The following is a 23,176-nucleotide window of genomic DNA, read 5'->3' on the forward strand; positions in this document are numbered from 1 at the left end:
TGGCGGTCCGGTGTCAGGAGGGCGGGCGACCGTGGCTACGTCAACAAACACGCACACGACAAAGGGGAGATCGTCATGCCTACGTTCGCCACGCCAGAGCTGATCACGGCCACGCTGACCACCGCGGGCGCCGAGGTGCGGATCACCGCGAGCGACCGGCTGGACACGGTAGTGCTGGTCGAACCCATCAACGGCGGAAACAAGACGGACGTGAAGGTGGCCGAGAAGACCGAGGTCGACTTCACCGCCGGCGAACTGTCCGTGAAGACGATCAAGGCGGGTGACAAGGACGGCTCCGTCGCCATCACGATCGAACTGCCGGCCGGATCCAAGCTGGTCCTCAACACCGCCTGGACGGACGTGCACGCCGACGGCCCGTTCGGGGACTGCGAGCTGAGCCTGGCCTCGGGGCAGGTACAGCTCGACCGGATCGCCACGCTGCGCGGAAACCTGGCGGCCGGCGGGGTCGCGATCGGGCACGTCGCCGGGACCGTCGACATCGAAGGCGGCGCGGCCAGCGTGCGGATCGGCGAGGTCGAGGGCACCGTCAAGTACCGGGGCTCGACCGGAAAGGTCTGGATCGGCCACGCCCGGTCCGACGTCGACCTGAACGGCGCCAGCGGCAGCTTCGACATCGACCGCGCCGAGGGCAGCGTCACCGCCAAGGCGGCCAACTGCCCCATCCGGGTCGGCCGGATGACGCGCGGCCAGGCGGAGCTGATGAACGCTTCCGGGGGCATCGACGTCGGCATCCGCGAGGGCGCCGCCGCCGCGGTCGACGCCGAGAGCACCAAGGGGCAGGTGCGCAACTCGCTGCCCGCCCAGGACGGCCCGGGCGGGTCCGACGACAAGGTCACGGTCTACGCCCGTACCCGGCGCGACGACATCGTCATCCACCGCGCGGCCGTCTGAGCCGGATCCGCAGTGGCGCCGTTACGGCGCCACTGCGGTGGCCGGTTTCCGGTCGGGCGCGGGCGGCGCCTTGGCGACGTCGGATGAAATGAGGACCATGACGTCGATAGGGAAGGTCTCGGCAGCGGCAGCCCGTCCTCTCGCTCGGGTACGGCTGGAACTGCTCAGGGTGCGGCCAGGCCAGTGGCGATTGGGCATCTCAGTTCTGGCGACGCTGGCCGGCGCGGCGTGGCTGGTACCCGGCTCGTGGTGGCGGGCCGGCGCGCGGCTGCTCGCCGCGCCGGACTGGCGGTGGTGGCTACCGGTCCTTCTGCTGGCAGGCGGTCTGGCGGGGATCGCCGGAGCGGTGATCCGTGGCTGGGCCAGCGACGGGCGGCGGCCCGCGACGTCACGGGCGCCCCTGTTCGCGCATGTGGCGCTGTTGCTGCTGGTCGGCCTGCTGGTGGCGGTCGCCGCTGGGGCGAGCCTGTGGTGGTTGCTCGGCCGCCCGGATCTGGCGGCTACCGGCTCGGCGTCTTCGCGGGCGGCATCCGCTGGGGCGCAGGCCTGGAGCACGCAAAACACGTTCGACGCTATGAAGATCGTCCTGTCGGTGGTAGCCGGGATCGGCGGCGTCGTGGCGCTGACCGTCGCCTATCGAAGACAGGGCCACAGCGAGGCAGCCGAGCGCCGCGAGGAGACCAAGCTGTTCAACGAACGCTTCGGCAAGGCGACTGACCAACTCGGCTCGGACAAGGCCGCCATCCGGCTCGCCGGCGTGTACGCGATGGCCGGACTCGCCGACGACTGGACCGAAGGGCGCCAGACCTGCCTCGACGTCCTCTGCGCCTACCTTCGGATGCCATACACCCCGCCGGCAGCCGAATCCGCCCCGTCCGGCACCAAGTCTGGACGTCCGCCAGGCGTCCAGAAGGACGCCGGCGACGACAACGCCCGCCAGGAACGACAGGTTCGGCACACCGTCATCGCCGTGATTCGAGACCATCTCCAAGAGCCGACCGCCAGCAACAGGAAGCACTGGCACGGTCACCGCTTCGACCTGATGGGCACCGTCTTCGACGGCGGCGACTTCAGGGGCATCCACGTCGCACGCGGGACCGAGTTGAACCTCCAGGGCGCGACGTTCGCCCGCGGCCACGTCAGCTTCTTCGAGGCGACTTTCTCCGGAGGCTTCGTCGACTTCGGCGGCGCGAGGTTCGCCGGAGCCTTTCTCGACCTGGCCGCAGCGACGTTCTCCGGCGGCCGGGTCAATTTTGGTGGGGTCCTGTCTGCCGGAGAGATCAACTTCAACAGCTCAAGATTCAGCGGCAGTACCGTCGACCTTCGTCACATGGAGATCTCCGGGGGCAGCATCGCCCTCATCCACACAGCTCTCACCGGCGGTCACATCTGGTTGGACGAGACGGCGATCCGCGGCGGCACGGTCAGCTTCACCGGTGCGGCATTCTCCGGCACCGAAGTCACCTTCAGGAAAACAGAGATCGCCGGGGGCCTGCTCGACCTGAGCCAACCGACCAACTGGAGTCGGCCGCCAGCGGGACTGACCGGTCAAGAACCCGGCGTGGCCTGGCCAAGTAGCGAAGAGCTTGCTTCGCTGGGAGATAGGTAGAGCGTGCTCGTTGGTGGAGCCGACGGAGGCCGGGTGCCAGGTGCGACAGAACCGCGATGACCGGCCTCGCTCTGCTCATGTGGACCGGCGGGCGACGACGGTTCCAACACTGGCACCTACTCCTGGACGGCAACCAAACATTGTCCACTATGGACGGATGCCAACGGCGCCGAACGCGCGGCCGATCTCCTCGGCGGCGTCGAGTAGGGGGGTGGCGAATTCGGCAGCTCTGTCAGGGCTGAGGTCGTACTCCAGTCCGGAGATGCTGATGCCTGCCACCGGAACGCCGCGGTCGTCCAGGACCGCGGCGGCGATGCAGCGGGTGTGCTGTTCGTTTTCGCCGTCGTCCCAGGCCCAGCCTCGCGCCCGGATCTGTGCGAGGTGTGCGGTCAGCTGTGCCGGGTCGGTGATGGTGGCCGGGGTCATGGCGGGTAGTCCGGTGCGGGCGGCGATCGCGGTGACCTCGGGCTCGGGTAGGCGGGCCAGGATGGCCTTGCCCATCGCGGTGGAGTGCAGGTGTACAGCCTGGCCGATGTACGAGCGCATCTGGTACGCCCGCTGGCCGTCCAGCTTTTCGGTGTAGAGCACCTGGTCGCCCTGCCGTACCCCGAGGTGGATGGTGTAGCCGGTGGTCTCGTTGAGGCGGTGTATCGCGTGCCGGACCAGCTCGGCGTGGCCGCCCTTGTTGATCAGACGCCCGGCGAGGCCGAGCAGCCTGGTGTGCGGTGCGTAGCCGCGGTCGTGGTCCTGCCGGACCCAGCCGGCGGCGGCCAGCTCGTTGAGGATGCGGTGCGCGGTGCTCAGCGGCAGGCCGGTGGCCCGGCAGATGTCCGAGAGCCGCCGCTCGGTGGTCACCGCGTCGAGGACGAGCAACACCTTCTCGACGGCGGAGGGCGGTTCGGCGGTCACGGGTATCAGCGTCCCATCCAACCACCGTCGACGACGAGCACGTGTCCGTGTACGTAGCGGGAGTCGGGACCGGCCAGGAATACCACCGGCCCGGCGATGTCCTCGGGCGTACCCCACCGGCCGGCGGGGATGCGTTCGCTGATGGCCCGCTGCCGGTCCGGATCCCGGCGCAGCGGCGCGGTGTTTTCGGTCACGACGTAGCCAGGGGCGACGGCGTTGACGTTCACGCCGCGGCCGGCCCACTCGTTGGCCAGTGCCCTGGTCAGGCCCACGATTCCGTGCTTGCTGGCCGCGTAGGCCGGCACGGTCACGCCACCTTGGAAGGACAGCAGGGAGGCGATCGTGATGATCCGCCCATCGCCGTTGGCCAGCATCTGGCGACCGACCGCGACGCTCATCGCGAAGACGGCGTCGAGGTTGAGGGTCAGCACGCGGCGCCAGTCCGGCATCGAGGTCTGCTCGGCCGGCTCGCGGTGGATCGTCCCGGCGTTGTTCACCAGGATGTCGATCCGGCGGCGCGCGAGCAGCGCGTCCAGTTCGTCGGCGGCCCGGTCCGCGTCGGTCAGGTCGCTGACGACCGACTCGGCGGCGCGGCCGAGGGCCCGTGCCTGGTCGGGTACGTCGCCGGACGTGGCCCGGTCCCAGCAGACCAGGTCGGCGCCGGCCGCCGCCAGCGCCAGTGCGCTCGCCCGGCCGATACCGGTGCGAGCACCGGTGACCAGCGCGGTACGGCCGGCCAGCGGCAGGCCGCCGCTCACCGCAGATCCCGGGTCGGGACGACTTCGACGTCCGCGTAGTCGACGTTCTCGCCGGCCATCGCCCAGACGAACGAGTACGCCCTGGTGCCGGCGCCGCTGTGCACCGACCACGGTGGCGACACGACGGCCTGCCGGTCCGCCATGATCAGGCTGCGCGTGTTGTCCGGCTCGCCGCAGAGGTGCACGACGCGACCCTCCTCGCCGAGCCCGAAGTACAGGTAGATCTCGGTACGCCGCTCGTGCACGTGGCACGGCATGGTGTTCCACACGCTGCCCTCGGCAAGCTCGGTGATGCCGACGACGAGCTGGTTGGAGGTAACGCCGCCGGCGTGCACGTACTTGCGGATGGTGCGCACGTTGGACTCCGCCGGTGTGCCCAGATGCAGGGCCTCCACCTCGTCACGGCGGGCCAGCCGCGTGGGGTCGGGCCGGCGCGCGGGTGCGGAGACCAGGTAGTAGACGGCCGTGCCGGCCAGCCGTACCTCCCGGCTGCCCATCCCCACGTAGAGCACGTCTCCCGCGACCAGCTCGTAGCCGCTGTCGTCGGCGGTGACCGCGCCGGTGCCGTCCAGGCAGATCACCGCTAGTTCCCGCCGCTCGCAGAAGTAGCTGGCGCGTAGCTGGTCCGGCGTGGGCAGCGTGAGCGACCGGCCGGCCGGGACGGCGCCACCGATCAGCATCCGGTCGTGGTGGGTCATGGACAGCCGGATCTCGCCCGGTGCGAACAGGTCGGGCACGACGAACCGCTCGCGCAGGGCGGCGGTGGTGAGGCCGGCCATCTCAGCGGGGTGGGTCGCGTGTTGAACGCGCATAACATTCCTTCCATCTGGCGGAAGCTCTTTCCTTCTCACGGAAGATGCCTGATACTGGGGTCGAACGCAAGGCCAGCACGAGGAGTTTCTGGAGAGTTGATCCATGCAGTTAGCGGGTAGGGAGGTCGGAGGTATCGGCCTGGGCTTGCTTCCGCTGGCCGCCGAGGGCCGACCCGACTACGACGACGCGATTGCCACGGTGCGTCACGCCGTCGAGGTGGGCGTGCCGTTCCTGGACACCGCAGACTGCTACGGCCTGACCAGTCACGAGCACGGCTACGGCGAGCGGCTCGCCGCGGCGGCGCTGGCCACGTTCGGCCGGGACTGGCCAGACCGGGTGTTGATCGCGACGAAGGGCGGGCTGCTTCGCGGCGAGACGGGCGGCTGGATCAACGACGCGCGTCCCGAGCACCTCGTCCGGGCCTGCGACGCCAGCCTCCAGCGGCTCGGGCTGGAGTCGATTCCGCTCTACCAGCTCCACCGTCCGGATCCGGCGGTGCCGATCGAGGAGTCGGTCGGCACTCTGGCCGAGCTGCGACGGCAGGGCAAGATCCAGCACATCGGGATCAGCAACTTCAGCGTCGACATGATCGAGCGGGTCCGCCCGATCACACCGATCGGCAGTGTGCAAAACCGGCTCTCCCTCTTCGACCGGGAGGAGCTGGCGACGGTGGCGCACTGCCAGCGGCTCGGCATCGCGTTCCTCGCCTGGGGCCCGCTGGGCGGCCGGCGGCGGGCGCCCCGGCTCGCCGCCGCCTTGCCGGCGCTGGCCCCGGTCGCCGCCCGGCACCGCGCCACCCCGCACGAGATCGCACTGGCGTGGCTGCTGGCCCAAGGGCCGAATGTCGTGGCGATCCCGGGCTGCACCACGCCGTCGATGGTGGACAGTGCGCGCCGCGCCGCCATCGTGTGCCTCTCCCCCACCGACCTCGCCGAGGTGAGCGCCGCCGTCGCGGTCGGCGAGCCGGCATGACCCGCCCTCGCACCTGGCGAGCCGGCATGCCCCGCCCTGGCGCGGGGCGAGCCGGCATGCCCCGCCGTCGCGCGTGGCGAGCCGGCATGACCCGCCCTCGCGGTAGGGACACCGAAATGACCAGCACGAGCCCCGCCGCTCCGGAGGGGTCGGGAAAGGAAGATTCGTCATGACGCACCGCAGCGCGCTGCCGATCGCCGTGGTCGGCGCCGGCATCTTCGGCCAGCGGCACGCCCGTGTACTGTCCGAGAACCCGCATGCGGACCTACGGCTCATCGTCGATCCCAACGTGGAGCAGGGTCGTGCGGTCGCCGACCGGTTCGGCTGCGGTCATGTCTCCACTGTGGAGGAAGCGCTCGCCCAGGGCGAAATCGAGGCGTTCACCGTCGCGGTGCCGGACCGGCTGCACCTGGAGGCGGCCGAGCCGCTGCTGGCCGCTGGTAAGGCGGTCCTGGTGGAAAAGCCGATGGCGCACAGCCTGGAGGCGGCCCAGCGGATGCGCGAGGTGGCCGACAAGTCCGGCGCGCGCCTGATGGTCGGGCAGCTCTTCCGCTTCGACGGCCGATACCTGTCGATGCGCAAGGCGGTCGAGGCGGGTGCGATCGGCACCTTCCTGCACGGGGCCGCCAGCCGGCTCAGCTTCGCCCGGGTCGGGCAGCGCAACCGCGGCAACAGCTCCGTGCTGTGGTACCTGGGCATCCACGAGGTCGACGCGATCCAGTGGATCAGCGGCGAGCGGATCACCGAGGTCTCCGCGGCCAAGGTCGCCAAGCACATGCCGACGCTCGGTGTCGACTCCGAGGACGCCATCGTCGCGATCGTCAGGTTCGCGTCGGGCGCGGTCGGGCAGCTCTGCTTCGGCTGGTCGATGGCCGAGCACATGCCGGCCGGTCTGCGGATCGGGATGGAACTGGTCGGCACCGCCGGCACCGTCGAGCTCAACACGCAGGGCAGCGGTGTGACCGTGTACGCGACGGGGCAGACCCAGATGCCGGAGTTCATCTACTCCGCCGAGGTGGACGACCGGTTGGTGGGCAGCCTCGCGGCCGAGTTCGGGCACTTCGTCCGGTCGGTCGTCGAGGGCACCGAGTTCGCGGTGCCGGTCTCCGACGCGATGGCCAACGTGGCGGTCAACGACGCCATCCTCCGCTCTGTCCGGTCTGGACAGTGGGAGAAGGTCGAGCCGGTGGCCGGCTGAGCCGTGGCGGAGACACGCCTGCTCGCCACCGGGTTCGGCTTCACCGAAGGGCCGCTGTTCGACGCGTCCGCCGGTGAGGTCATCTTCAGCGACCTGTTGATGGACGTACGCCGCGCCTGGCATCCGCAGCACGGGCTGCGGGTGGTGAAGGCACCCACGCATCGGGCGAACGGGTTGGCGTTCGACCGGGAGCACCGGCTGATCGCCTGCGAGCACACCACGAGCCGGGTGGTACGCGAGGAGCCCGACGGCGAGTGCCGCGTGCTGGCCGACCGCTGGGACGGGCGGCAACTGAACTCCCCCAACGACGTGATCGTCTCCCGATCCGGGCAGGTCTACTTCACTGACCCGACGTACGGGCGGCGGGCTCGGCTGGGCCTGGCCCGCCCTACCGAGCTGAACTTCCAGGGCGTGTACCGGATCGACCCGGCCACCGGCGGTCTGGCCCTGCTCGCCACCGACTTCGTCCAGCCCAACGGCCTGTGCCTGGCACCGGACGAGCGGACGCTCTACGTGGCCGACACCGAGCGCGCCGAGGTGCGTCGGGTCGCGCTGGTCGACGGAGCACCGGCGGGGCCGTGGTCCGTGTTCGCCGGAGGGTTGGCCACGCCCGGCCGGCCCGGGCGTCCGGACGGGATGGCCTGCACCGAGCGGGGCGACGTGCTGGTCACCGGCCCCCAGGGCATCCACGCCTTCACGCCGGAGGGGGTACCGGCCGGCGTGATAACGGTCCCCGAGCGGGTGCACAACATGGCGTGGGGCGGGCCGGACCGGCGCGACCTGTACATCACCGCCGGCGGTTCCCTGTACGTGCGACGGATGACGGTACGTGGTGCCCCGCAGTGACCTCACGGCAATCAAGACACCGCGAAGACGTCCATCTGCAGCGCTAGCAGGCTGTAGTAGCCCACCAGCGTGACCACCTCGAACAGCGCCGGCGCACCGACTGTCGCCACCGCGGCCGCGTACGCCTCGTCGTCCAGGCCGCGGTACCGCAGTAGCCGCCGGGTCAGCGTCTGCACGGCCGCCTCGTAAGGGTTCGGGTCGGGCAGGGCGGTCATCGCCCGCACCGCTGCCAGGTCCGCGTCGTTCAGCCCTGCGTCGCGGGCGATCGGCTCGTGCGTCCGCCATTCGAAGGCGCAGTCGTGGTGCGCGGCGACGGTCAGGATCGCGATCTCCCGCGCCCGGGACGGCAGCGTGCCGTGATACCGGATGGCGGAGCCGAGTCGCTGCAGCGCATCCCCCAGCACCGGGCTGAGCAGCATGGCGTTGAACGGTCCGGGCAGTGCGCCGTCCGCCTCCGGCACGGGAGCGCCACCGGCCGCCGCCCGATCGCCTCCGGTGATCTCGGCGTAGAGGTCCTGCTGGGCGGCGGTCAGGCGCTCCGGTGTCAACCGCGGGATCCTGCTCACATCAGTACCCCCGCGCCGGGTCGACAACGTTGCGCAGTGGCCGGCCGGTGAGGAAGCGGTCGAGGTTGTCGGCGAAGAGCTCCCGCCGGCGCCGGGACCGATGTGGACTCACGCCGACCGAGTGGGACGTGAGGATCACGTTGTCCAGGGTCCAGAGTGGACTCGACGGTGGCGGCGGCTCCTCGGCGGACACGTCCAGGCCGGCCCCCGCGAGGGTGCCGGCGGCGAGCCGCTCGATCAGCGCCGGCTCGTCCAGCACCGCGCCGCGCCCCACGTTGACCAGCAGCGCGCGCGGGCGTAGCGCGGCGACCGCGGCCCGGTCGAACAGGCCGGCGGTACCCGGCGTGTGCGGCAGCGCCAGCACCACGACGTCAGCGCCGGCCACCGCGGCGACGAGTTGGTCAGCCGGTACCACCGCGGACACGTACGGCGGGATCGGCCCGTCCAGCCGCCGCCGGATTCCCACCACTGTGCAGCCGAGGCCGTGGAGGCGCTGGGCCACGGCCATACCGATGTCGCCGAGTCCGACCACCAGCGCGGTGGAGCCGGTCAGCTCGAGGCACGCGTCGTTGCGCCGCCACACCCCCTCACGCGCCTGCCGGACGTGTACGTCGATCCTCCGGCACAGCGCCAGGGTCAGCGCCACCGCGTGCTCCGCGGCCGGGATCGTGAACACCCCACGCGCGTTGGTCACCAGCAGCCCTTGCGGGAAGCGGTGGCCGTCCAGCCCGACGCTCGGCAGTTGCAGCCAGCGCAGCCGCCGACCGCCGAGCAGTTCGGCCGGCGGCGTACCCATCATCACGTCGACCGTGTCCACATCGGCCGGTCCGATCGCCGAGACGTCGGTCTCGGCGAAGCGGACGCGCGGGAACTGGTGTCGTAGCTCGGCCACGTCGGCCGCATCCAGCCGGAAGTGCCCGGCGTAGGCCAACAGCACCTCGGTCGCGGCGGTCACCTCGGTCGGTCCTGCAGGTGCGGCGAACCCGCGATGGCCGGGAACTCCGCGAACAGCGACTCGTCGACCTCGACGCCCAGCCCCGGCGCGTCCGGCGCGCGCACCAGCCCCTCGGCGTCGATGGCGAGCGGGGCCGTGCAGAGCGCCTCGGCGAACCGGTTGTCGGTCGCGTCCGCCTCGAAGATGTACGAGCAGGAGACCGCGGACATCACGTGCAGCACGGCGGCGTGGTTGAGCCGTGAGTTGCTGATGTGCGGGGCGAACCGGACGTGGAACGCCTTCGCCAGGTCACCGATCTTCTTCAGCTCGGTGATGCCGCCGCCGCTGCTGGGGTCGGGCTGGAGGAAGTCCACCGCCTCCGCTTGCAGCAGCGGAAGGAACTCGTGCACGCCGAACAGGTGTTCACCGGTCGCGACCGGCACCGGCGAGCGGCGGCGCAACTGCCGCAGCGAGCCGACATCGGTACGTTCGAACGGCTCCTCGACCCAGGTCACCGCGCACTCGCCAAGGACCGGAAGGAGCCGGTACATCTCGTCGAAGGAGTAGCCGAGGTTGATGTCCACCATGATGTCGAAGTCGTCACCGACCTCTTCGCGCACGCGACGCAGCCGGGCCATGTCGTTGGCGTACGAGTCGCCGAGCCGGATCTTCACCGCCGTGTAGCCGAGCTCGCGTAGCCGGGTCACCTCCTGCGCGAGCTGCTCCGGAGGCTGGAAGCCGAGCCGGATCCCACCCGCGTACGCCCGGAAGGCCCGCCGCTCCCCGCCCAGCAACCGGTAGACCGGCACGCCGAGGCGCTTGCCGCGCAGATCCCACAGGGCCATGTCGATGCCGCCCAGGCCAGCCATGGCGGCGGCGCCGGTGCCCGCGCCGCGCACCTGGCGGCGAAAGACCTTGGTCCAGATCCCCTCGGTGTTGTCCGCCTCCTCTCCCACGACCAGGTCGGCGAGTGTGGTGTTGATCAGCTCGGCCATAGCGGTCGGCGCCTTGCCGTGGTACGCCTCGCCGTACCCGACCGCGCCGTCGGCGTCGCGCACCCGCACGATCACGGTGTCCCGCTTGTACGACTGCCCTGTCGCCAACGGCATCGGCAGCTCCTTGTACCGGTACGACAACGGCACGGCGGTCACGTGGGCGATCTTCACGAAGTGCTTCCTCTCTACTGGTGATGACGCGTCTCTCGGTGTGTGCTCAGCCCTTGGCCGCGCCCGCCGTCAGGCCGCTGATGATCCAGCGCTGCACGGCGAGGGTGAAGATGATCACCGGCGTCATGATCAGGACGGTGACCGCGCCGAGTTGCCCCCAGGCCACGCCCTCCTCCTCGCGCACCTGGGACGCGAACGGCGGCAGCGTGACCGCGTCGGACAGGGTCAGCGGCAGCGCGATGACCATGTCGTTCCAGGAGAGGATGAACGAGAAGATGCTGGCGGCCGCGATCCCCGGACCGGCCAGCGGCAGGATGACCCGCCAGAACGCCGACCACCGGTTGCAGCCGTCGACGAGCGCCGCCTCTTCCAGCTCCCTGGGCAGGTCCATGAAGAAGCCTTGGAGCATCCAGGTGGCGAGCGGGATGTTCAGCGCGATGTACGGCACGATCAGCGCGGTCCGCGTGTCAAACAGGTCCGCCCGGTTGGCGATGACGTAGAGCGGGACCACCAGCGCGACCGGTGGCAGCATCCGCGTGGCCAGGATGACGAGGCTGAGCTGGGCGTGGCCGCGCGGGCGCAGCCGGGCCAGCCCGTACGCGGCCAGCACGGACAGGGCCACGGCTCCGACCGTGGAGACCACCGTCACCACGATCGAGTTGACCAGGTTGTCCGTCACCGACGACCGCGTGGATTGGAAGATCGCTCGGTAGTGGTCCAGCGTCGGTTCGAACACGAATGTGGGGTCCGCGCGGAGGATGAGATTCTCCGGCATGAACGAGACCAGAAACAGCCAGGCGATCGGAAACAACGCGACAAAGACCAGCGCGGCGGCGACGGCGTACGCCAGCAGGCGCCCTGGTGTGGGAATCCGCCGCGCGCCGGGACGGGACGGCGCGGGCGCCTCAGGTGAGCGGCTCACGCTTCAACCACCTCATGTAGATGATCGCGACGATCAGGTTGATGGCGACCAGGAACCAGGAGAGCGTGGAGGCCAGACCCACGTCGTAGCTCTGCAACGCGACCCGGAAGATGTCGATGGACAGCAGCGTCGTCGCGGTGCCCGGGCCGCCCTCGGTGAGGATCCAGATCGTGCCGAAGGCGCGGATGGCGAACATGGTTTGGAAGATGAGCACCAGCAGCACGGCCGGCTGCACGATCGGGAGGATGACCCGCCTGATCCGCACCCAACCGCTCGCCCCGTCGAGATCGGCGGCCTCCAGCAGCTCGTTCGGCATTGTCTGGAGGGCCGCGAAGATGACCAGGGTGACGAACGGCGCGTTCTGCCACACGTCGGTGAGCACGATACTGGCGAACGCCATGTCCGGGCCGAGCCAGAAGACCCGGTCGATGCCGACCAGCCCGAGCGCCCAGTTGAGCAGCCCGCCGTCGTAGTTGTAGAGCAGCCGCCACATGTTTCCGACCGCAACCTCGGAGACCATCATCGGCAGCAGCAGCGCCACGCGCAGCGCCCGCGCGCGGGGGAAGTGCTTGTGGAGGAAGAGCGCGACGCCGAAGCCGATCACGACCTGCAGCCCCACGGTGAGCACCACGAACGCGGCGGTACGCACGATGGTGTCCCGCCACCGCGGCGTCCACAGCACCTCGACGTAGTTGTCGAGGCCGACGAACTCCGGTCCGCCCACGTCGGTAAGCCGCCAACTGTGCAGGCTCACCCACATGTTGTAGACGATCGGCACGATCAGCACGGCAAACAGGAACAGCATGGGCGCCAGCACGAAGAGCAGGCCGAGCCCATCACGGCCACGCCACCACCGCGGCCGGGCCGGCGCCGCATGCGCCGGCGCCTTCCCCCGACCGTCCGACATGGACGGCCGGGATGCGTCCCCGGACGGTACGGACGCCGGCTCCACGCTGGCGCCCGTACGCCCGGACTCGTGATCCACTGTCATCTCCAGTCCCGCTTTGGGTCAGCCGGCCAGAATCTTGTTGACCTTGCCTTCGGCGTCCGCCAGGGCCTGTTCAGCGGTCATCTTGCCCAGGAACATCTGCTGGAGGGACTCACCGAGCACCGACTCGATCTCGCCCCACTGCACGACTCCAGGCCTGGTCTCCGGTGATTCCAGCGCCTTGCGAACGATGTCGATCTGCCCGTCCGGGAAGATCTCCTGCGTCTTGGGGTTGGCGAACGCGGTGTTGGAAGCGGGCCGGATCAACTGCTCCGGGTCCGCGTCGGCGCCCGGACGCTGGAACTTGTCGTTGAGAAACTTGAGCAGCGTCCAAGCGTTGTCCGCGTTCTTGGTGTGCTTGGACAACCCGTACCCCCAGCCGGTGACCACATACCGGGCGGTGCTCACGCCAGCGGCGGTGGGCATCGGCGCGATCCGGAACTGGCCGGCGTGCGGTGACGCGCTCTTGTCGTTCATCGCGCGCAAGAAGGTGATCGGCAGGATCGTCATCGCGGCCTGCCCCTTCTGCATCGCGACCAGCGTGCCGTCGTGGGCGAACTCGATCGAGTCCTTGGGCATCAGGCCACCGGTGTAGAGATCGCCCATAAGCTTGAACGCCGCCACGCCGGCCGGGTTGTTGAACGCGGCCTTCTTCCCATCCGGACTCAGCGCGCTCTCCAGCCCGTGGTTGAACGCCAACTCCAGCCAGATCGACACGTTGCTGGACGCCCGCCCCCACGGCCCCACGAAGCCGGAGACCCCACCGGTGTTGAGCTTGCGGGCATAGTCCAGGAACTCGTCGTAGGTCGTCGGCGGCCGGGTCAGCCCGGCGGCCTCGAACAGGTCGGCCCGGTAGATCAACGTCCGCGGGCTCACGCCCAGCGGAAACGCGTACTGCTTGTCGTCGATATTGAACACGTCCACCAACTGCGGCAGGAAGTCGCCGATGTCGACGTTGTCCGCGGCCATCCGCTCGTCCAGCGGCTCCAGCTGCGCGGCCACCTCGCTGAGCCACGCCACGTCATCCAGCAGGATCAGGTCGATGTTGCCGGCCCGGTTGTTCAGGTCGAGAACTTGACGCGACCGGGCGTCCTCCTGCGGCATGGAGATCGCCTCGACCTTGATGCCGGTCTCCTTGGTGAACGCCGCCAGGACGGGCTGCATGGACCGCTCGAACGCCCCCGTGGGGAGCAGGAGCCGGACCGGGCCTGGCTCGGACCCGCCGTCGCCACCACCGCAGGCGGCAACCGTTGAGAGCAGCGCCGTCGCGGCCAGCAGAGCTACTATCCGTCTCTTCATGGGCCTATCTCTCCCATACATTCACATATCTGAGCAAACCGGGTATCGACGCACGTAGGCAAGCAGGGACCCGTGACATGAGTCGCGGCGGACGGATCCGCCTGAAGGGCGCCGGTCCGGGACGCTCGTCGCGGAACCGGCCGTCGCTCGCTTGGCCATCGCGCTGTTGCCCTGGCGGCAACGCTATTGCCTTGTTGACATCCGAACTATAACCTCGTCACAGTCGCTGTCAACATCCCGGAAACAACGAGGCGGCCAGGGGAAACGAACGGAGGACCAAGCACAGTGGACCCGAGCGAACGCGAACCCCCACGCGCCAACCAGGGCGTCGAGCGCGCACTGACCGCGTTGACCGTCCTCGCCGAGGAGCCCGCGACGCTGGCGCAGCTCGCCACACGCCTCGGCGTACACAAGTCGTCCGTCCTGCGCATGCTTCAGACGATGGAGGCTCGCTCGTTCGTACGCCGAGACGACCAGCAGCGCTACCACCTCGGCAGCCAACTCTTCGCGCTGGCCAACCGCGCCCTTGAGGACATGGACCTGCGCGAGGTCGCCGCCGACGCCCTCACCAAGCTGGCCAACTCCTGCGGCCACACCGTCAAGCTCGCCGAGCGGCAGGGCACCGACGTGGTCTACATCGACAAGCGGGAAAGCCGGATGCCGGTCCGGTCGTACTCCCGGGTCGGCGCCCGGCTGCCGATGCACTGCACCGCGCTGGGCAAGGCCATGCTCGCTTTCCGCCCGCCGACCGAAGCCGACGACATCATCGCCCGCTGCACCCTGCTCCCCCGCACCGAGCGCACCCACACCACCCCAGAGACGCTGCGCGACGACCTGACCGAGGTGCGCCGCCGCGGCTTCGCCATAGACGAGCGGGAGAACGAGGACTCGGTACGGTGCATCGCCGCACCCATTCGCAACGTCCACAGTGTCGCCGAGGCAGCCGTCTCAATCTCCGTACCGACCGCACTGGCCACCCTGGACGAGCTTCTCGAGCTCCATCCACTTCTCATCGAGGCCGCCGACACCGTGTCATCCCGCTTCGGATGGAACCCGACACCGAAAGCCATACACCTATGACGACCGCAGACAACCGGATCTCGCCCCGCTCGCGGATCTTCCTGCCCCGGCTCGAACACGCGTCGCCGATCCCGGCCGGCGTACGGATCGGCGACATGATCTTCTCCTCCGCAATCACGGGCAAGGACCCGGCCACCGGCCGCCTCCACCTCGACCCGCACACCCAGATCAGCCAGGCCTTCGCCAACCTCGACAGCTTCCTCGACGCCGCCGGCATCACAGTCGACCACATCGGACACATGACGATCTTCCTGCAAGACCTCGCCGACCGGGCGATCGTCAACCAGGAGTGGGAACGCCGATTCCCCGACCCCGACAACCGCCCGGCCCGGCACGCCATCGTCGCCCCGCTCGCCGACTTCCACGAGGAACTACGTCTCCAGCTGGAAATCATCGCCGTCGCCACACCACGCGGCGACAGCGCGCTGGACTGAGAACGCGCAGGCCGGCCTCAGCCGCGCACCGAGGGCGCCGCTTTCGGCCGGCCGGGGCCGCCGGGGCAAGACGCTGCGGTCCGGCCCCGGCGGCGAGAGGTCACACGTAGGGGCCGAAGTTGGGCAGGCGCTACTCGCCGAAACGCGGTCGGCTACCTCACCGAGTCGATGCACGGCGCGGGATCGCCGCAGGGCCAACGGATCGTCATGCAGCGGCTCATGGATCTCGACGCCAAGCGGGGCCTCGCACCCGACCTCGTCGTGCTCGCCAGCCAGACCGCCTCGTCGGACGTCGCGGTGCTGAGCCTCGGCCGGCCAGAACGGCGGCGACCTGCCGCCGTGGACGCCTGGGGCGCGCATCGACATCAGCACCGGGCCGGATCGGATTCGGCAGTACTCCCTGACCGGAGACTGGTCCGACCGGACACACTGGACGGTCGCGGTCCTTCGGAAACCGCAGGGCCGCGGTGGATCCGCGTGGATCTGGGCATAACCCCGATCTGGCCAATGGTCCTGTGGGCCCGGCGCGCCGGCGCGCCGCGACCGCCGCAACGCTGGCCGGCGAAGGGGCGCGGGTCTACGCCGTCGACCTCGCCCAGAGCATCGACAAGGCGGCGAGGATCCCGGGCGTGGAGTACGTTGAGGCCGACGTCACCACCCCCGACGGCGAGTGACGAAACCTGCTGCCGTCGACATGCGGAGAATCCGCGTCCCACCACCGTACGGCTTCGGGACCTCCACCGCCTTCACCGTTCAGCCACGAGTGGGTCAGTCGCGGTCGCCGGGGTGGTCAGTGGTGTGTGGGGTGGGGTGGCGAGCTGCTGTGCGAGTTTGTCGCCTTCGACGTCGAGATCGGGCAGGATGCGGTCGAGCCAGCGGGGGATCCACCAGGCTTTGTCGCCGACCAGCGCCATGATGGCGGGGACGAGGGTGAGGCGGACGAGGAAGGCGTCGATGAGGATGCCGGCGGCCAGAGCGAAGCCGACTTGTTTGATCATGGGGTCGGCGTTGAAGACGAAGCCGCCGAAGACGGAGAACATGATCACCGCGGCGGCGACCACGACGCGGCTGGCGTGGCGGAACCCGTCGACGACGGCTCGGCGGCCGTGTCCACCGTGGACGTACGCTTCGCGCATCGCGGTGACCAGAAACATCTCGTAGTCCATGGCAAGCCCGTAGAGCACGCCGGTGATGACGATGGGCAGCAGGCTCAGGACCGGGGTGGTGGCGTCGGTGCCGAGCAGTTGTTGCAGCCATCCCCACTGGAACACGGCGGTGGTGAGGCCGAAGGTGGCCATGACCGACAGCAGGAACCCGGCTGTGGCTTTGACCGGGACGACGATGGAGCGGAAGACCAGCAGCAGGATCAGCAGGGACAGTACGAGGATCACGCCGATGTAGGTCGGCAGGACGTCGGCGAGCTTGTCCGACACGTCGATGGCCAGGGCGGAGAAGCCGGTGACGCCGATGTCGACGCCGTATCGGGTGTGCGACTGTGTCGACTGCGCCCGCAGGGCGTTGATCAGGTCCTTGGTCTGCTGGTCGTCGGGTCCGGTGGCCGGCACGACGGTGAGCAGCCCGGTGTCGCCGTCCTGGTTCGTCCCGGCCAGCGAGATCGCGGAGACGCCGCTGATGCCGCGCAGGTCCTGGTAGACGCCGGCCAGCGCGGTGGGCAGGGTCTGTGCGGGCGTCGTGGTGTGGACGACGACGAGCAGTGGCGCGTTGTAGCCGGGGCCGAACCGGTCGGCGACCAGGTCGTAGCTTCGCCGTTGCGGGGTGTCGCTGTTGTAGCTGGCGCCGGAGGGCAGGCCGAGGTCCATGCTCGCCGCGGGGACGGCGACGGTGCCGGCGACCACGACCACGACGGCCAAGGTCGCCCACCGGTGGCGGACGATCCACCTCGACCATCGGGTGGCGACCGTGTGCCGCTCGACGGTGTGCCTGGCCCGGGCCGCCGGTGAGCAGATACGTTCCTCGACCAGCCCGAGCAGCGCGGGCAGCAGGGTTACGGCCAGCAGCACGGCGATCGCGACCGTGGCGGCGGCGACCAGCGCCATGATGGTCAGTAGCTCGATCCGGACCAGCAGCAGGCCCAGCAGGGCGACGATGACGGTCGAACCGGCGAACACCACAGCGCTGCCGGCGGTGCCGACCGCGCGGGCGGCGGCCTCGCCGCTGGTCAGGTTCTGGTCGAGGATCAGCCGACGCTGCCGGTTCACGATGAACAGCGCGTAGTCGATACCGACCGCCAACCCGAGCATCAACGCCAATACGACACCGAGCGAGTGCATCTGAAACAGTGCGGACAGGCAGAGTGCGCCACCGACACCGAGCGCGACGCCCGTGACGGCCAGCAGCAACGGCAGCCCGGCGGCGACGACCGAGCCGAGCGTGACCAGCAGCACCACGGCGGCGACCGCGACGCCGACGACCTCGCCGACCCCGACCACGTCGGGTATCTCCATCATCGCGGCGGACGGCAGTACGGTCATGCCGACCGGCTCGGCGGCGGACCGTGCGGCATCGATGACCGCGGCCACGGTACCCCCGGGCAACTCGAACGTCTGCGCGTCGAACTGGAACTGCAACAGCGCCGCCGACCCGTCCGCAGCGACCAACACGCCCGGGACCGGCTGACCCTGGACGGTCAGCGGGGACGGTCCGGCGCCGGTGGACGGCGTGACCCGCGCGATCGCTGCGCCGGCCTGAGCCAGGTGGCTGCCGGCGCCCTTGGCGGCCTCCGCGGCCAGCAGGTCACGCGGATCCACCACCCGGTCGGCGGTGTAGACCGCGTCCACCGCCGCGACCAACGCATTCACATTCTCGGGGTCATGGAATGTCGTACCCGAGGCGGCCTCGAACGCCAGCGTGCCCTGACCACCGGCCGCCTCCGGCATCGACACCGCCAACTCGTCGATGACATCCTGCGCGGCCGTCCCTTCGATCCGTACCTCGCTGGTCAGCTGCGGCGGGTTCAGCACCAACACGCCGGCGACCAGGACCGACACCGCCAGCCAGAGGCCGATGACCCGCCACGGCCGCGCGTACGCGAGCCGGCCGAGCCGATACAACAACGCAGACAAAGGGATCCGACCCCGCCTTCCAGACGCGGCAGGGGCAGCCGACACACACCCCCACGAACTGATAGTCAACTACCGCAGACGATAGTTCGCTATCACCTTGGAGCGCAGCGTGGGCCATCTCACCGAAGTGAGAGTTTGCTATCGAAGTCGTAGTAAGCTATCGGCACCCGGGTCGGACGAAGGGAGCGTCATGGCAAGCCAGGGCCACACGCTGCGCATCGACGCGTTCTCCAGCATTACCCGGATCCTCGACGCCGCGCGCCGGGTCTTCGCCACCGGCGACGGTGCCGGCACACTCGACCGGATCGCACGGGAAGCGGGAGTCGGCATCGCCACCCTCTACCGGCACTTTCCCAACCGCCAGACGCTGGCCCGCGCCGTCTACGAACGCATCTTCACCGAAGAGATCCAGCCGATCCTCGCTCAGATCAGCGACGGCGACGCACCCAGACCAGTCCTGCTCGACGTCGCCGAACGCCTCAGCGACATCGCCCAACGCGAGCGCGGGCTGGTCTCCTCCATCGGCAACCTCACCGAAGCCACCACCGAACTGCTGCAACGAAGCACCGAAGCCATCACCCCCATCGTCCAGCGCGCCCAACAGGCCGGCACCATCCGCCCCGACATCGACGCCGACGACATCCCCCACCTACTGGCCATGGTCGCCGCGGCGCTGGGCGTCCTCGACGCCGACCGCACCACCCGCCGCCGCTACCTCAGCCTCCTGCTCGACGCACTCAACCCCGCCCAGGCCACACCCCTACCCACACGCCAGCCACGACGACCAGCCAAACGCGGCCCGACCCGCACGTAAACACCATCGGACCAGCCCTCAGCGGCAGCGCGGCCCTCGGCGCCGCCCACCTCGGCGTCCTGCAAGTCCTCGACGAGCGCGGCATCCGACCCCACCTGATCGCCGGCGCCGCCGCTCGTCCCGAAGCGACGGCGTCGAGTCGAGACGATCTATCTTGTGGACGCGTGTCTAGAAGTGGGCGTAGGCTGGTGGCATGGCCGATGCGGATCCAGCGCCGCTGTCGCTCGGTGAGGTGCGACGCGTCATCCACGCGTCCCCGGACCCACGAGTCGCGCGCACCCGAGAGGCGATCGTCAAGGCGCTGGAGTCTTTGGAGACCGGCGGCACCGCGCTGAGCGTGAGCTCCCTCGCGCGCGAGGCGGGCATCAGCCGCAGCGCCTTCTACACGCACTTCTCCGGCCTCGACGAGCTCGCACTCTTCATCCTCTCGCGGGCGTTCGACGAGATCGGCGCAGCGGACATCGAGCTTCGCCGCACCCAGACGCTGTCGGGCGCACAGACCGCCCGCCGCTCACTGACCCTGCTCACCCAGCACCTGGACCGGCACCGCGCCCTGTACGCGAACGTGTTCGCGGCCCCGGTGAGCGCCCGCGCACACCTCGCCGCGATCGAGCTGTTCGCCGCCGAGACCCGGGCGATCCTCCCCTACACCGACGCCGCGCCGGACGCAGTCGACGCCGAGGCCGTGACCGCGTTCGTAGCGGCCGGAGTGATGGGACTGCTCGGCAGCTGGCTGCGCGGGGACGTGGTCATGGACGCCGACCGACTCGTGGACCACCTGATGATGTTCATCCCAGCCTGGATGGCAGCAGACCAGTGACCCGGAAGTGGACGGCTGTCGCTCGGCACCGCCGGCGGCAGCCGCTCGGAAGGAAGGAAACACCATGCAACTGGAAGGTAAGCGCACGATCGTTACCGGTGGAGCCAGCGGCATCGCCGCCGCCACCGTCCTGGCCTACGCGCGAGAAGGAGCATCGGTCGTCTCCGTCGACATCAACGACGAGGCCGGCCAACGCATCGCCGACGAAGCCAACCGGCTCGGCTCCGGAAAGGTGACCTACCGGCACCTGGACATCTCCGACCAGGACGCGGTCAACCACGTCTTCGACGAAGCCGTCACACTCCTGGGAGGCCTGGACGTCCTGGCGAACATCGCCGGAAACGAAGCCCAGAAACCCGCCGAAGACGTCACCGCCGAAGACATCGACAAAATCTTCAACGTACACGTCAAAGGCATGTTCTTCACCAACGCCGCCGCCTACCGCGCCATGCAGGCTCACGGCGGCTCGATCATCAACGCCTCCTCAGGCGCCGGAGTGACCGGCTATCCCGGATCACCGGTCTACTCCGCCGCCAAAGCGGCAATGCTCGGATACATCCGCACCGTCGCCTTCGACTGGGGAGACAAGCTCATCCGCATCAACGCGATCCTCCCCGCAGCAGAAACCGACATGACCAAAGAACACTTCGGCGCGATGGACCCCGAGACCCTCGCCCGCTACAAAGCCCTCTACAAGTCGAAAATCCCGCTCGGCGGCTGGCTCGGCACCGTAGAACAGATCGCCGCCGTCAACGTCTTCCTCGCCAGCGACGCGTCATCCTTCATCACCGGCCAAGCAATCGCCGTCGACGGCGGCTGGACCATGGTCCGCTGACCGACAACCCCAGGCACCAATCAGCTTCTTGTCTTCGGGAGGGCGGAAGCCTGATCGGCTGTAGTAGCGGGTCACGTTTCCGTGGGTGTCGACTTTGCGGCTGTAGTGCTTGAGGAAGTCCCACATCAGGGGGGACTCCTCTGGGATGGTGTTGTGCGAGCGGTAGAGGTTCTTGGTGAGCTTCAGCACCGGGACGTGGGTGTCGCGGGCGTGCCACGTCCAGGTCTGGAAGCGGTCGTGCCATCCGCTGCGCTGGCCGGCAAGAGTGTCGACATCGGACAGTTGGAGGCCGTTGAGGCGTAGGTGGTGCCGCGCCCAGCTGTCGAGACTGTTTTCGGTGTCGTCCCAGAGTCCGCCGGCGAGGAAGCTGAGGTCGCCGTAGCCGTAGATCTGGTAGTTGGGGATCGTCTGGCTGCTGGCCGGATACTCGATGCCGTCGAGGGTGACGGTGCCGGAGGCGCTTGGGGCGGCGGTGAAGGAAGTCGAGGCGACGGCTGCGAAGTACTCCGGAAACGCGATGGCCAGGTTCTGGGTCACTCCGCTGCCGGCGGATTGTCCGGTGGAGTAGAACCTGGTCGGGTCGACCGGGTACTGGCTGACCATGATGTCGCGCAGCTGGCGGAAGAACGCGACCGAGTCCCGGTGGCTGACCGAGACGGACGTGTTGCTGTACTGCTCGCAGATGGTGACGAGGATGCATCCTTCGCGTTCGGCGACTTTCCACCACTGTGCGGCGTCGAAGAACACCTTGTCGGTCTGGCTGTTGCCGGGCCACACGAACACGACGGGCGCCTTGGTGCGCCACAGCTTGCGGGCCGAGCGGGGGACGTAGACGAGGTACTCCCTCAGGAATCCTTCGACCATCATCGTTCGTACCTGGACGCCAAGCTTGGCGTAGTCGGCGCGTTCGAACAGTTGGTTTCCGTAGGCGAAGAAGTTCTCATAGCGGGTGTACGTGGTGAGGAAGTCGACGATCTGGCTGGTGCTGACCGTGCTCGCGGGCCGGCTCTGCCGGTTGTGGACGGCGACCTGGGATATCGGTCCGGCGTACGAGGTCATCCACCGGCCGGATCCGCGGCGTTGCTTGTAGACGGTGCCGAGCGTGCCATGCCTGGCGCCGGTGCTGACGGTGTCGTTGGCCCGCTTCCAGTAGGCCAGGCTCGGGCCGATGGACCGCTGGTCCGGGTGGATGTACCAGGTGGGCAGGACGGTCTGGTCGTAGCGGATGAGGTCGAAACCGTCAGGGAACACGACGTCGGTGTAGGTGCCTTCGGTCTCGCCGCCGAACTCCTGGGCTGCGTACGAACTGAGGTACGCGGTGCTCAGTCCGGCCGAGTCGATGTAGGCCTGGCTGATCACCCGTAGCGGATGCGCGACCGCCCACGCCTCCAAGGCGGGTGCGCCGCTGCCGTACCCGACGAGGTAGTGCTCGCCGAAGATGGAGAAGTAGCGATTGCTCTGGTAGAAGGCCATCGCCGCCTCGACGTACGCGGCCTCGTTCGCGGGGGCACCCCACCCGCCCTCGCCGGGCTCGAGGACGAACAGGCCCTCCTGTCGCCGGCGCGCGATGTCGAGCCAGGACGACGTTCGCAGGAAGGCGCTTGTGGTGATGCCGTCGGGGACCGCGATGACCGTGAAGTAGGAGCGGATCGGCGTCTCGGGTGAGATGTAGACCTTCGCGGTGCGTGGCTGGCCGTCGATGTCGAACGACTTCGTCCAGTAGCCGGTCATCTCCTTCGGCAGCTTGTTCGCCCGGCTGTAGTCGTAGGCCGGGAACGGGCGGCCGTCGAGCGGGCGCGCTTCGCCGGGGTCCGCGCCCGGTTGGCCGCCGCTGCCATGGGCGTGCGCGGCCGACATAGCCGGTGCCTGCGTCGCCAGGGCCGCGGTCAGCGCAAGGGTGCCGGTTGCCCGCAGCATCTGACGTCGGTCGATTGTGTTCATGGCGGTGCCCTTCGCCTGGTGATCGAGTCGTCTGGTGTGGCATGGATGGGTGCCGGGTTGCCGGTGTGCCGGGGGCTGGAGCCGGGGAGGTTCGGCCGCGACCGGCCATGTTCGGATCAGGCGAGGCACTTGAGGGGCCTGCCGCCGATACGTTCACACGAGGTCCATCTAGTGGACCGATAGTTCTGCTAGGCAGACCATAACGTGGACGGCGATCGGCCGGCAAGACCTGGTTTCACGGAGGTTTGGAGGCCCCACGCCTCCTTCCGATGCCCAC

General features: G+C 69.2%; 22 protein-coding genes. 11 read left to right on the top strand and 11 right to left on the bottom strand.

Translation table 11 applies throughout. The annotated features are described in order from the left end of the window. Window positions 1-75 precede the first annotated feature (75 nt). Both RB614_RS09650 and RB614_RS09655 read left to right on the top strand, forming a co-directional pair. Window positions 76-912, top strand: a complete 837-nt coding sequence (locus tag RB614_RS09650) for a DUF4097 family beta strand repeat-containing protein (RefSeq protein ID WP_308712052.1) — start codon at window positions 76-78, stop codon at window positions 910-912. Window positions 913-1,009: 97 nt separating this feature from the next. Continuing rightward, window positions 1,010-2,521, top strand: a complete 1,512-nt coding sequence (locus tag RB614_RS09655) for a pentapeptide repeat-containing protein (protein ID WP_308712053.1) — start codon at window positions 1,010-1,012, stop codon at window positions 2,519-2,521. A gap of 147 nt (window positions 2,522-2,668) precedes the next feature. Here the strand turns inward: RB614_RS09655 and RB614_RS09660 are convergent, their stop codons facing one another. Genes RB614_RS09660 through kduI form a run of 3 tightly spaced genes read right to left on the bottom strand, consistent with a single transcriptional unit; the run spans window position 2,669 to window position 5,000 of the window. Beyond that, window positions 2,669-3,430: an IclR family transcriptional regulator gene (locus RB614_RS09660; protein WP_308712054.1), complete on the bottom strand. Its 762-nt coding sequence runs from the start codon at window positions 3,428-3,430 to the stop codon at window positions 2,669-2,671. Window positions 3,431-3,435: 5 nt separating this feature from the next. Continuing rightward, a complete protein-coding gene (locus RB614_RS09665; protein WP_308712055.1) occupies window positions 3,436-4,188 on the bottom strand; it encodes an SDR family oxidoreductase in 753 nt (250 codons plus the stop codon). After that, entirely contained in the window at window positions 4,185-5,000 is an 816-nt protein-coding gene (gene kduI / locus RB614_RS09670; protein WP_308712056.1) for a 5-dehydro-4-deoxy-D-glucuronate isomerase, read from the bottom strand. The genes RB614_RS09665 and kduI overlap by 4 nt, the downstream gene beginning before the upstream one ends. Before the next feature lie 103 nt (window positions 5,001-5,103). Here kduI and RB614_RS09675 point away from each other — a divergent pair, with 103 nt between their 5' ends. From RB614_RS09675 to RB614_RS09685, 3 genes are all read left to right on the top strand, one after another. Then, window positions 5,104-5,973, top strand: coding sequence for an aldo/keto reductase (locus RB614_RS09675; protein WP_308712057.1), 870 nt, complete (start codon window positions 5,104-5,106; stop codon window positions 5,971-5,973). Window positions 5,974-6,142: 169 nt separating this feature from the next. Then, complete coding sequence (locus RB614_RS09680; protein ID WP_308712058.1) at window positions 6,143-7,171, top strand: Gfo/Idh/MocA family protein; 1,029 nt, start codon at window positions 6,143-6,145, stop codon at window positions 7,169-7,171. A gap of 3 nt (window positions 7,172-7,174) precedes the next feature. After that, complete coding sequence (locus RB614_RS09685) at window positions 7,175-8,017, top strand: SMP-30/gluconolactonase/LRE family protein (RefSeq protein WP_308712059.1); 843 nt, start codon at window positions 7,175-7,177, stop codon at window positions 8,015-8,017. 11 nt (window positions 8,018-8,028) lie between these two features. Here RB614_RS09685 and RB614_RS09690 read toward each other — a convergent pair whose 3' ends face one another. The 6 genes from RB614_RS09690 to RB614_RS09715 all read right to left on the bottom strand — a co-directional run bounded on the left by RB614_RS09690 (window position 8,029) and on the right by RB614_RS09715 (window position 13,892). Then, window positions 8,029-8,565, bottom strand: coding sequence for a carboxymuconolactone decarboxylase family protein (locus tag RB614_RS09690; RefSeq protein WP_308712060.1), 537 nt, complete (start codon window positions 8,563-8,565; stop codon window positions 8,029-8,031). Window positions 8,566-8,584: 19 nt separating this feature from the next. Continuing rightward, a complete protein-coding gene (locus RB614_RS09695) occupies window positions 8,585-9,538 on the bottom strand; it encodes a D-2-hydroxyacid dehydrogenase (protein ID WP_308712061.1) in 954 nt (317 codons plus the stop codon). Beyond that, a complete protein-coding gene (locus tag RB614_RS09700; protein ID WP_308712062.1) occupies window positions 9,535-10,683 on the bottom strand; it encodes a mandelate racemase/muconate lactonizing enzyme family protein in 1,149 nt (382 codons plus the stop codon). Before RB614_RS09700 ends, RB614_RS09695 begins: the two co-directional genes overlap by 4 nt. A gap of 46 nt (window positions 10,684-10,729) precedes the next feature. After that, window positions 10,730-11,605, bottom strand: coding sequence for a carbohydrate ABC transporter permease (locus RB614_RS09705; RefSeq protein WP_308712063.1), 876 nt, complete (start codon window positions 11,603-11,605; stop codon window positions 10,730-10,732). Next, on the bottom strand, window positions 11,589-12,512 hold the full coding sequence (locus RB614_RS09710; RefSeq protein WP_308712064.1) for a carbohydrate ABC transporter permease: 924 nt from the start codon (window positions 12,510-12,512) through the stop codon (window positions 11,589-11,591). Before RB614_RS09710 ends, RB614_RS09705 begins: the two co-directional genes overlap by 17 nt. A gap of 102 nt (window positions 12,513-12,614) precedes the next feature. After that, on the bottom strand, window positions 12,615-13,892 hold the full coding sequence (locus RB614_RS09715; protein ID WP_308712065.1) for an ABC transporter substrate-binding protein: 1,278 nt from the start codon (window positions 13,890-13,892) through the stop codon (window positions 12,615-12,617). Between the two features lie 285 nt (window positions 13,893-14,177). On the opposite strand from RB614_RS09715, the gene RB614_RS09720 reads away from it, so the two are divergent. The 3 genes from RB614_RS09720 (at window position 14,178) to RB614_RS09730 (ending at window position 16,080) form a co-directional block, all read left to right on the top strand. Beyond that, window positions 14,178-14,972 carry an IclR family transcriptional regulator gene (locus RB614_RS09720; RefSeq protein ID WP_308712066.1) on the top strand — a complete coding sequence of 265 codons (795 nt, stop codon included), beginning with the start codon at window positions 14,178-14,180 and terminating at the stop codon, window positions 14,970-14,972. Further along, the gene (locus tag RB614_RS09725; protein ID WP_308712067.1) at window positions 14,969-15,406 is read left to right on the top strand and encodes a RidA family protein; all 438 of its coding nucleotides are present in this window, start codon (window positions 14,969-14,971) and stop codon (window positions 15,404-15,406) included. The genes RB614_RS09720 and RB614_RS09725 overlap by 4 nt, the downstream gene beginning before the upstream one ends. A gap of 515 nt (window positions 15,407-15,921) precedes the next feature. Further along, window positions 15,922-16,080: a hypothetical protein gene (locus tag RB614_RS09730; RefSeq protein ID WP_308712068.1), complete on the top strand. Its 159-nt coding sequence runs from the start codon at window positions 15,922-15,924 to the stop codon at window positions 16,078-16,080. A gap of 72 nt (window positions 16,081-16,152) precedes the next feature. Here RB614_RS09730 and RB614_RS09735 read toward each other — a convergent pair whose 3' ends face one another. Further along, window positions 16,153-18,489, bottom strand: a complete 2,337-nt coding sequence (locus RB614_RS09735) for an MMPL family transporter (protein WP_308712069.1) — start codon at window positions 18,487-18,489, stop codon at window positions 16,153-16,155. Between the two features lie 190 nt (window positions 18,490-18,679). On the opposite strand from RB614_RS09735, the gene RB614_RS09740 reads away from it, so the two are divergent. The 3 genes from RB614_RS09740 to RB614_RS09750 all read left to right on the top strand — a co-directional run bounded on the left by RB614_RS09740 (window position 18,680) and on the right by RB614_RS09750 (window position 20,958). Continuing rightward, window positions 18,680-19,303, top strand: coding sequence for a TetR/AcrR family transcriptional regulator (locus RB614_RS09740; protein ID WP_308712070.1), 624 nt, complete (start codon window positions 18,680-18,682; stop codon window positions 19,301-19,303). Between the two features lie 193 nt (window positions 19,304-19,496). Beyond that, a complete protein-coding gene (locus RB614_RS09745; protein ID WP_308712071.1) occupies window positions 19,497-20,123 on the top strand; it encodes a TetR/AcrR family transcriptional regulator in 627 nt (208 codons plus the stop codon). A 64-nt stretch (window positions 20,124-20,187) separates the two neighbouring features. Further along, window positions 20,188-20,958, top strand: coding sequence for an SDR family NAD(P)-dependent oxidoreductase (locus RB614_RS09750; RefSeq protein WP_308712072.1), 771 nt, complete (start codon window positions 20,188-20,190; stop codon window positions 20,956-20,958). Here RB614_RS09750 and RB614_RS09755 read toward each other — a convergent pair. Beyond that, a complete protein-coding gene (locus tag RB614_RS09755) occupies window positions 20,899-22,899 on the bottom strand; it encodes an alpha/beta hydrolase family protein (protein ID WP_308712073.1) in 2,001 nt (666 codons plus the stop codon). The two genes, RB614_RS09750 and RB614_RS09755, sit on opposite strands and share 60 nt — an antisense overlap. Window positions 22,900-23,176: the final 277 nt, after the last annotated feature.

The sequence above is a fragment of the Phytohabitans maris genome (genome assembly GCF_031085175.1).
In the GTDB taxonomy this organism is placed as follows: domain Bacteria; phylum Actinomycetota; class Actinomycetes; order Mycobacteriales; family Micromonosporaceae; genus Phytohabitans; species Phytohabitans maris.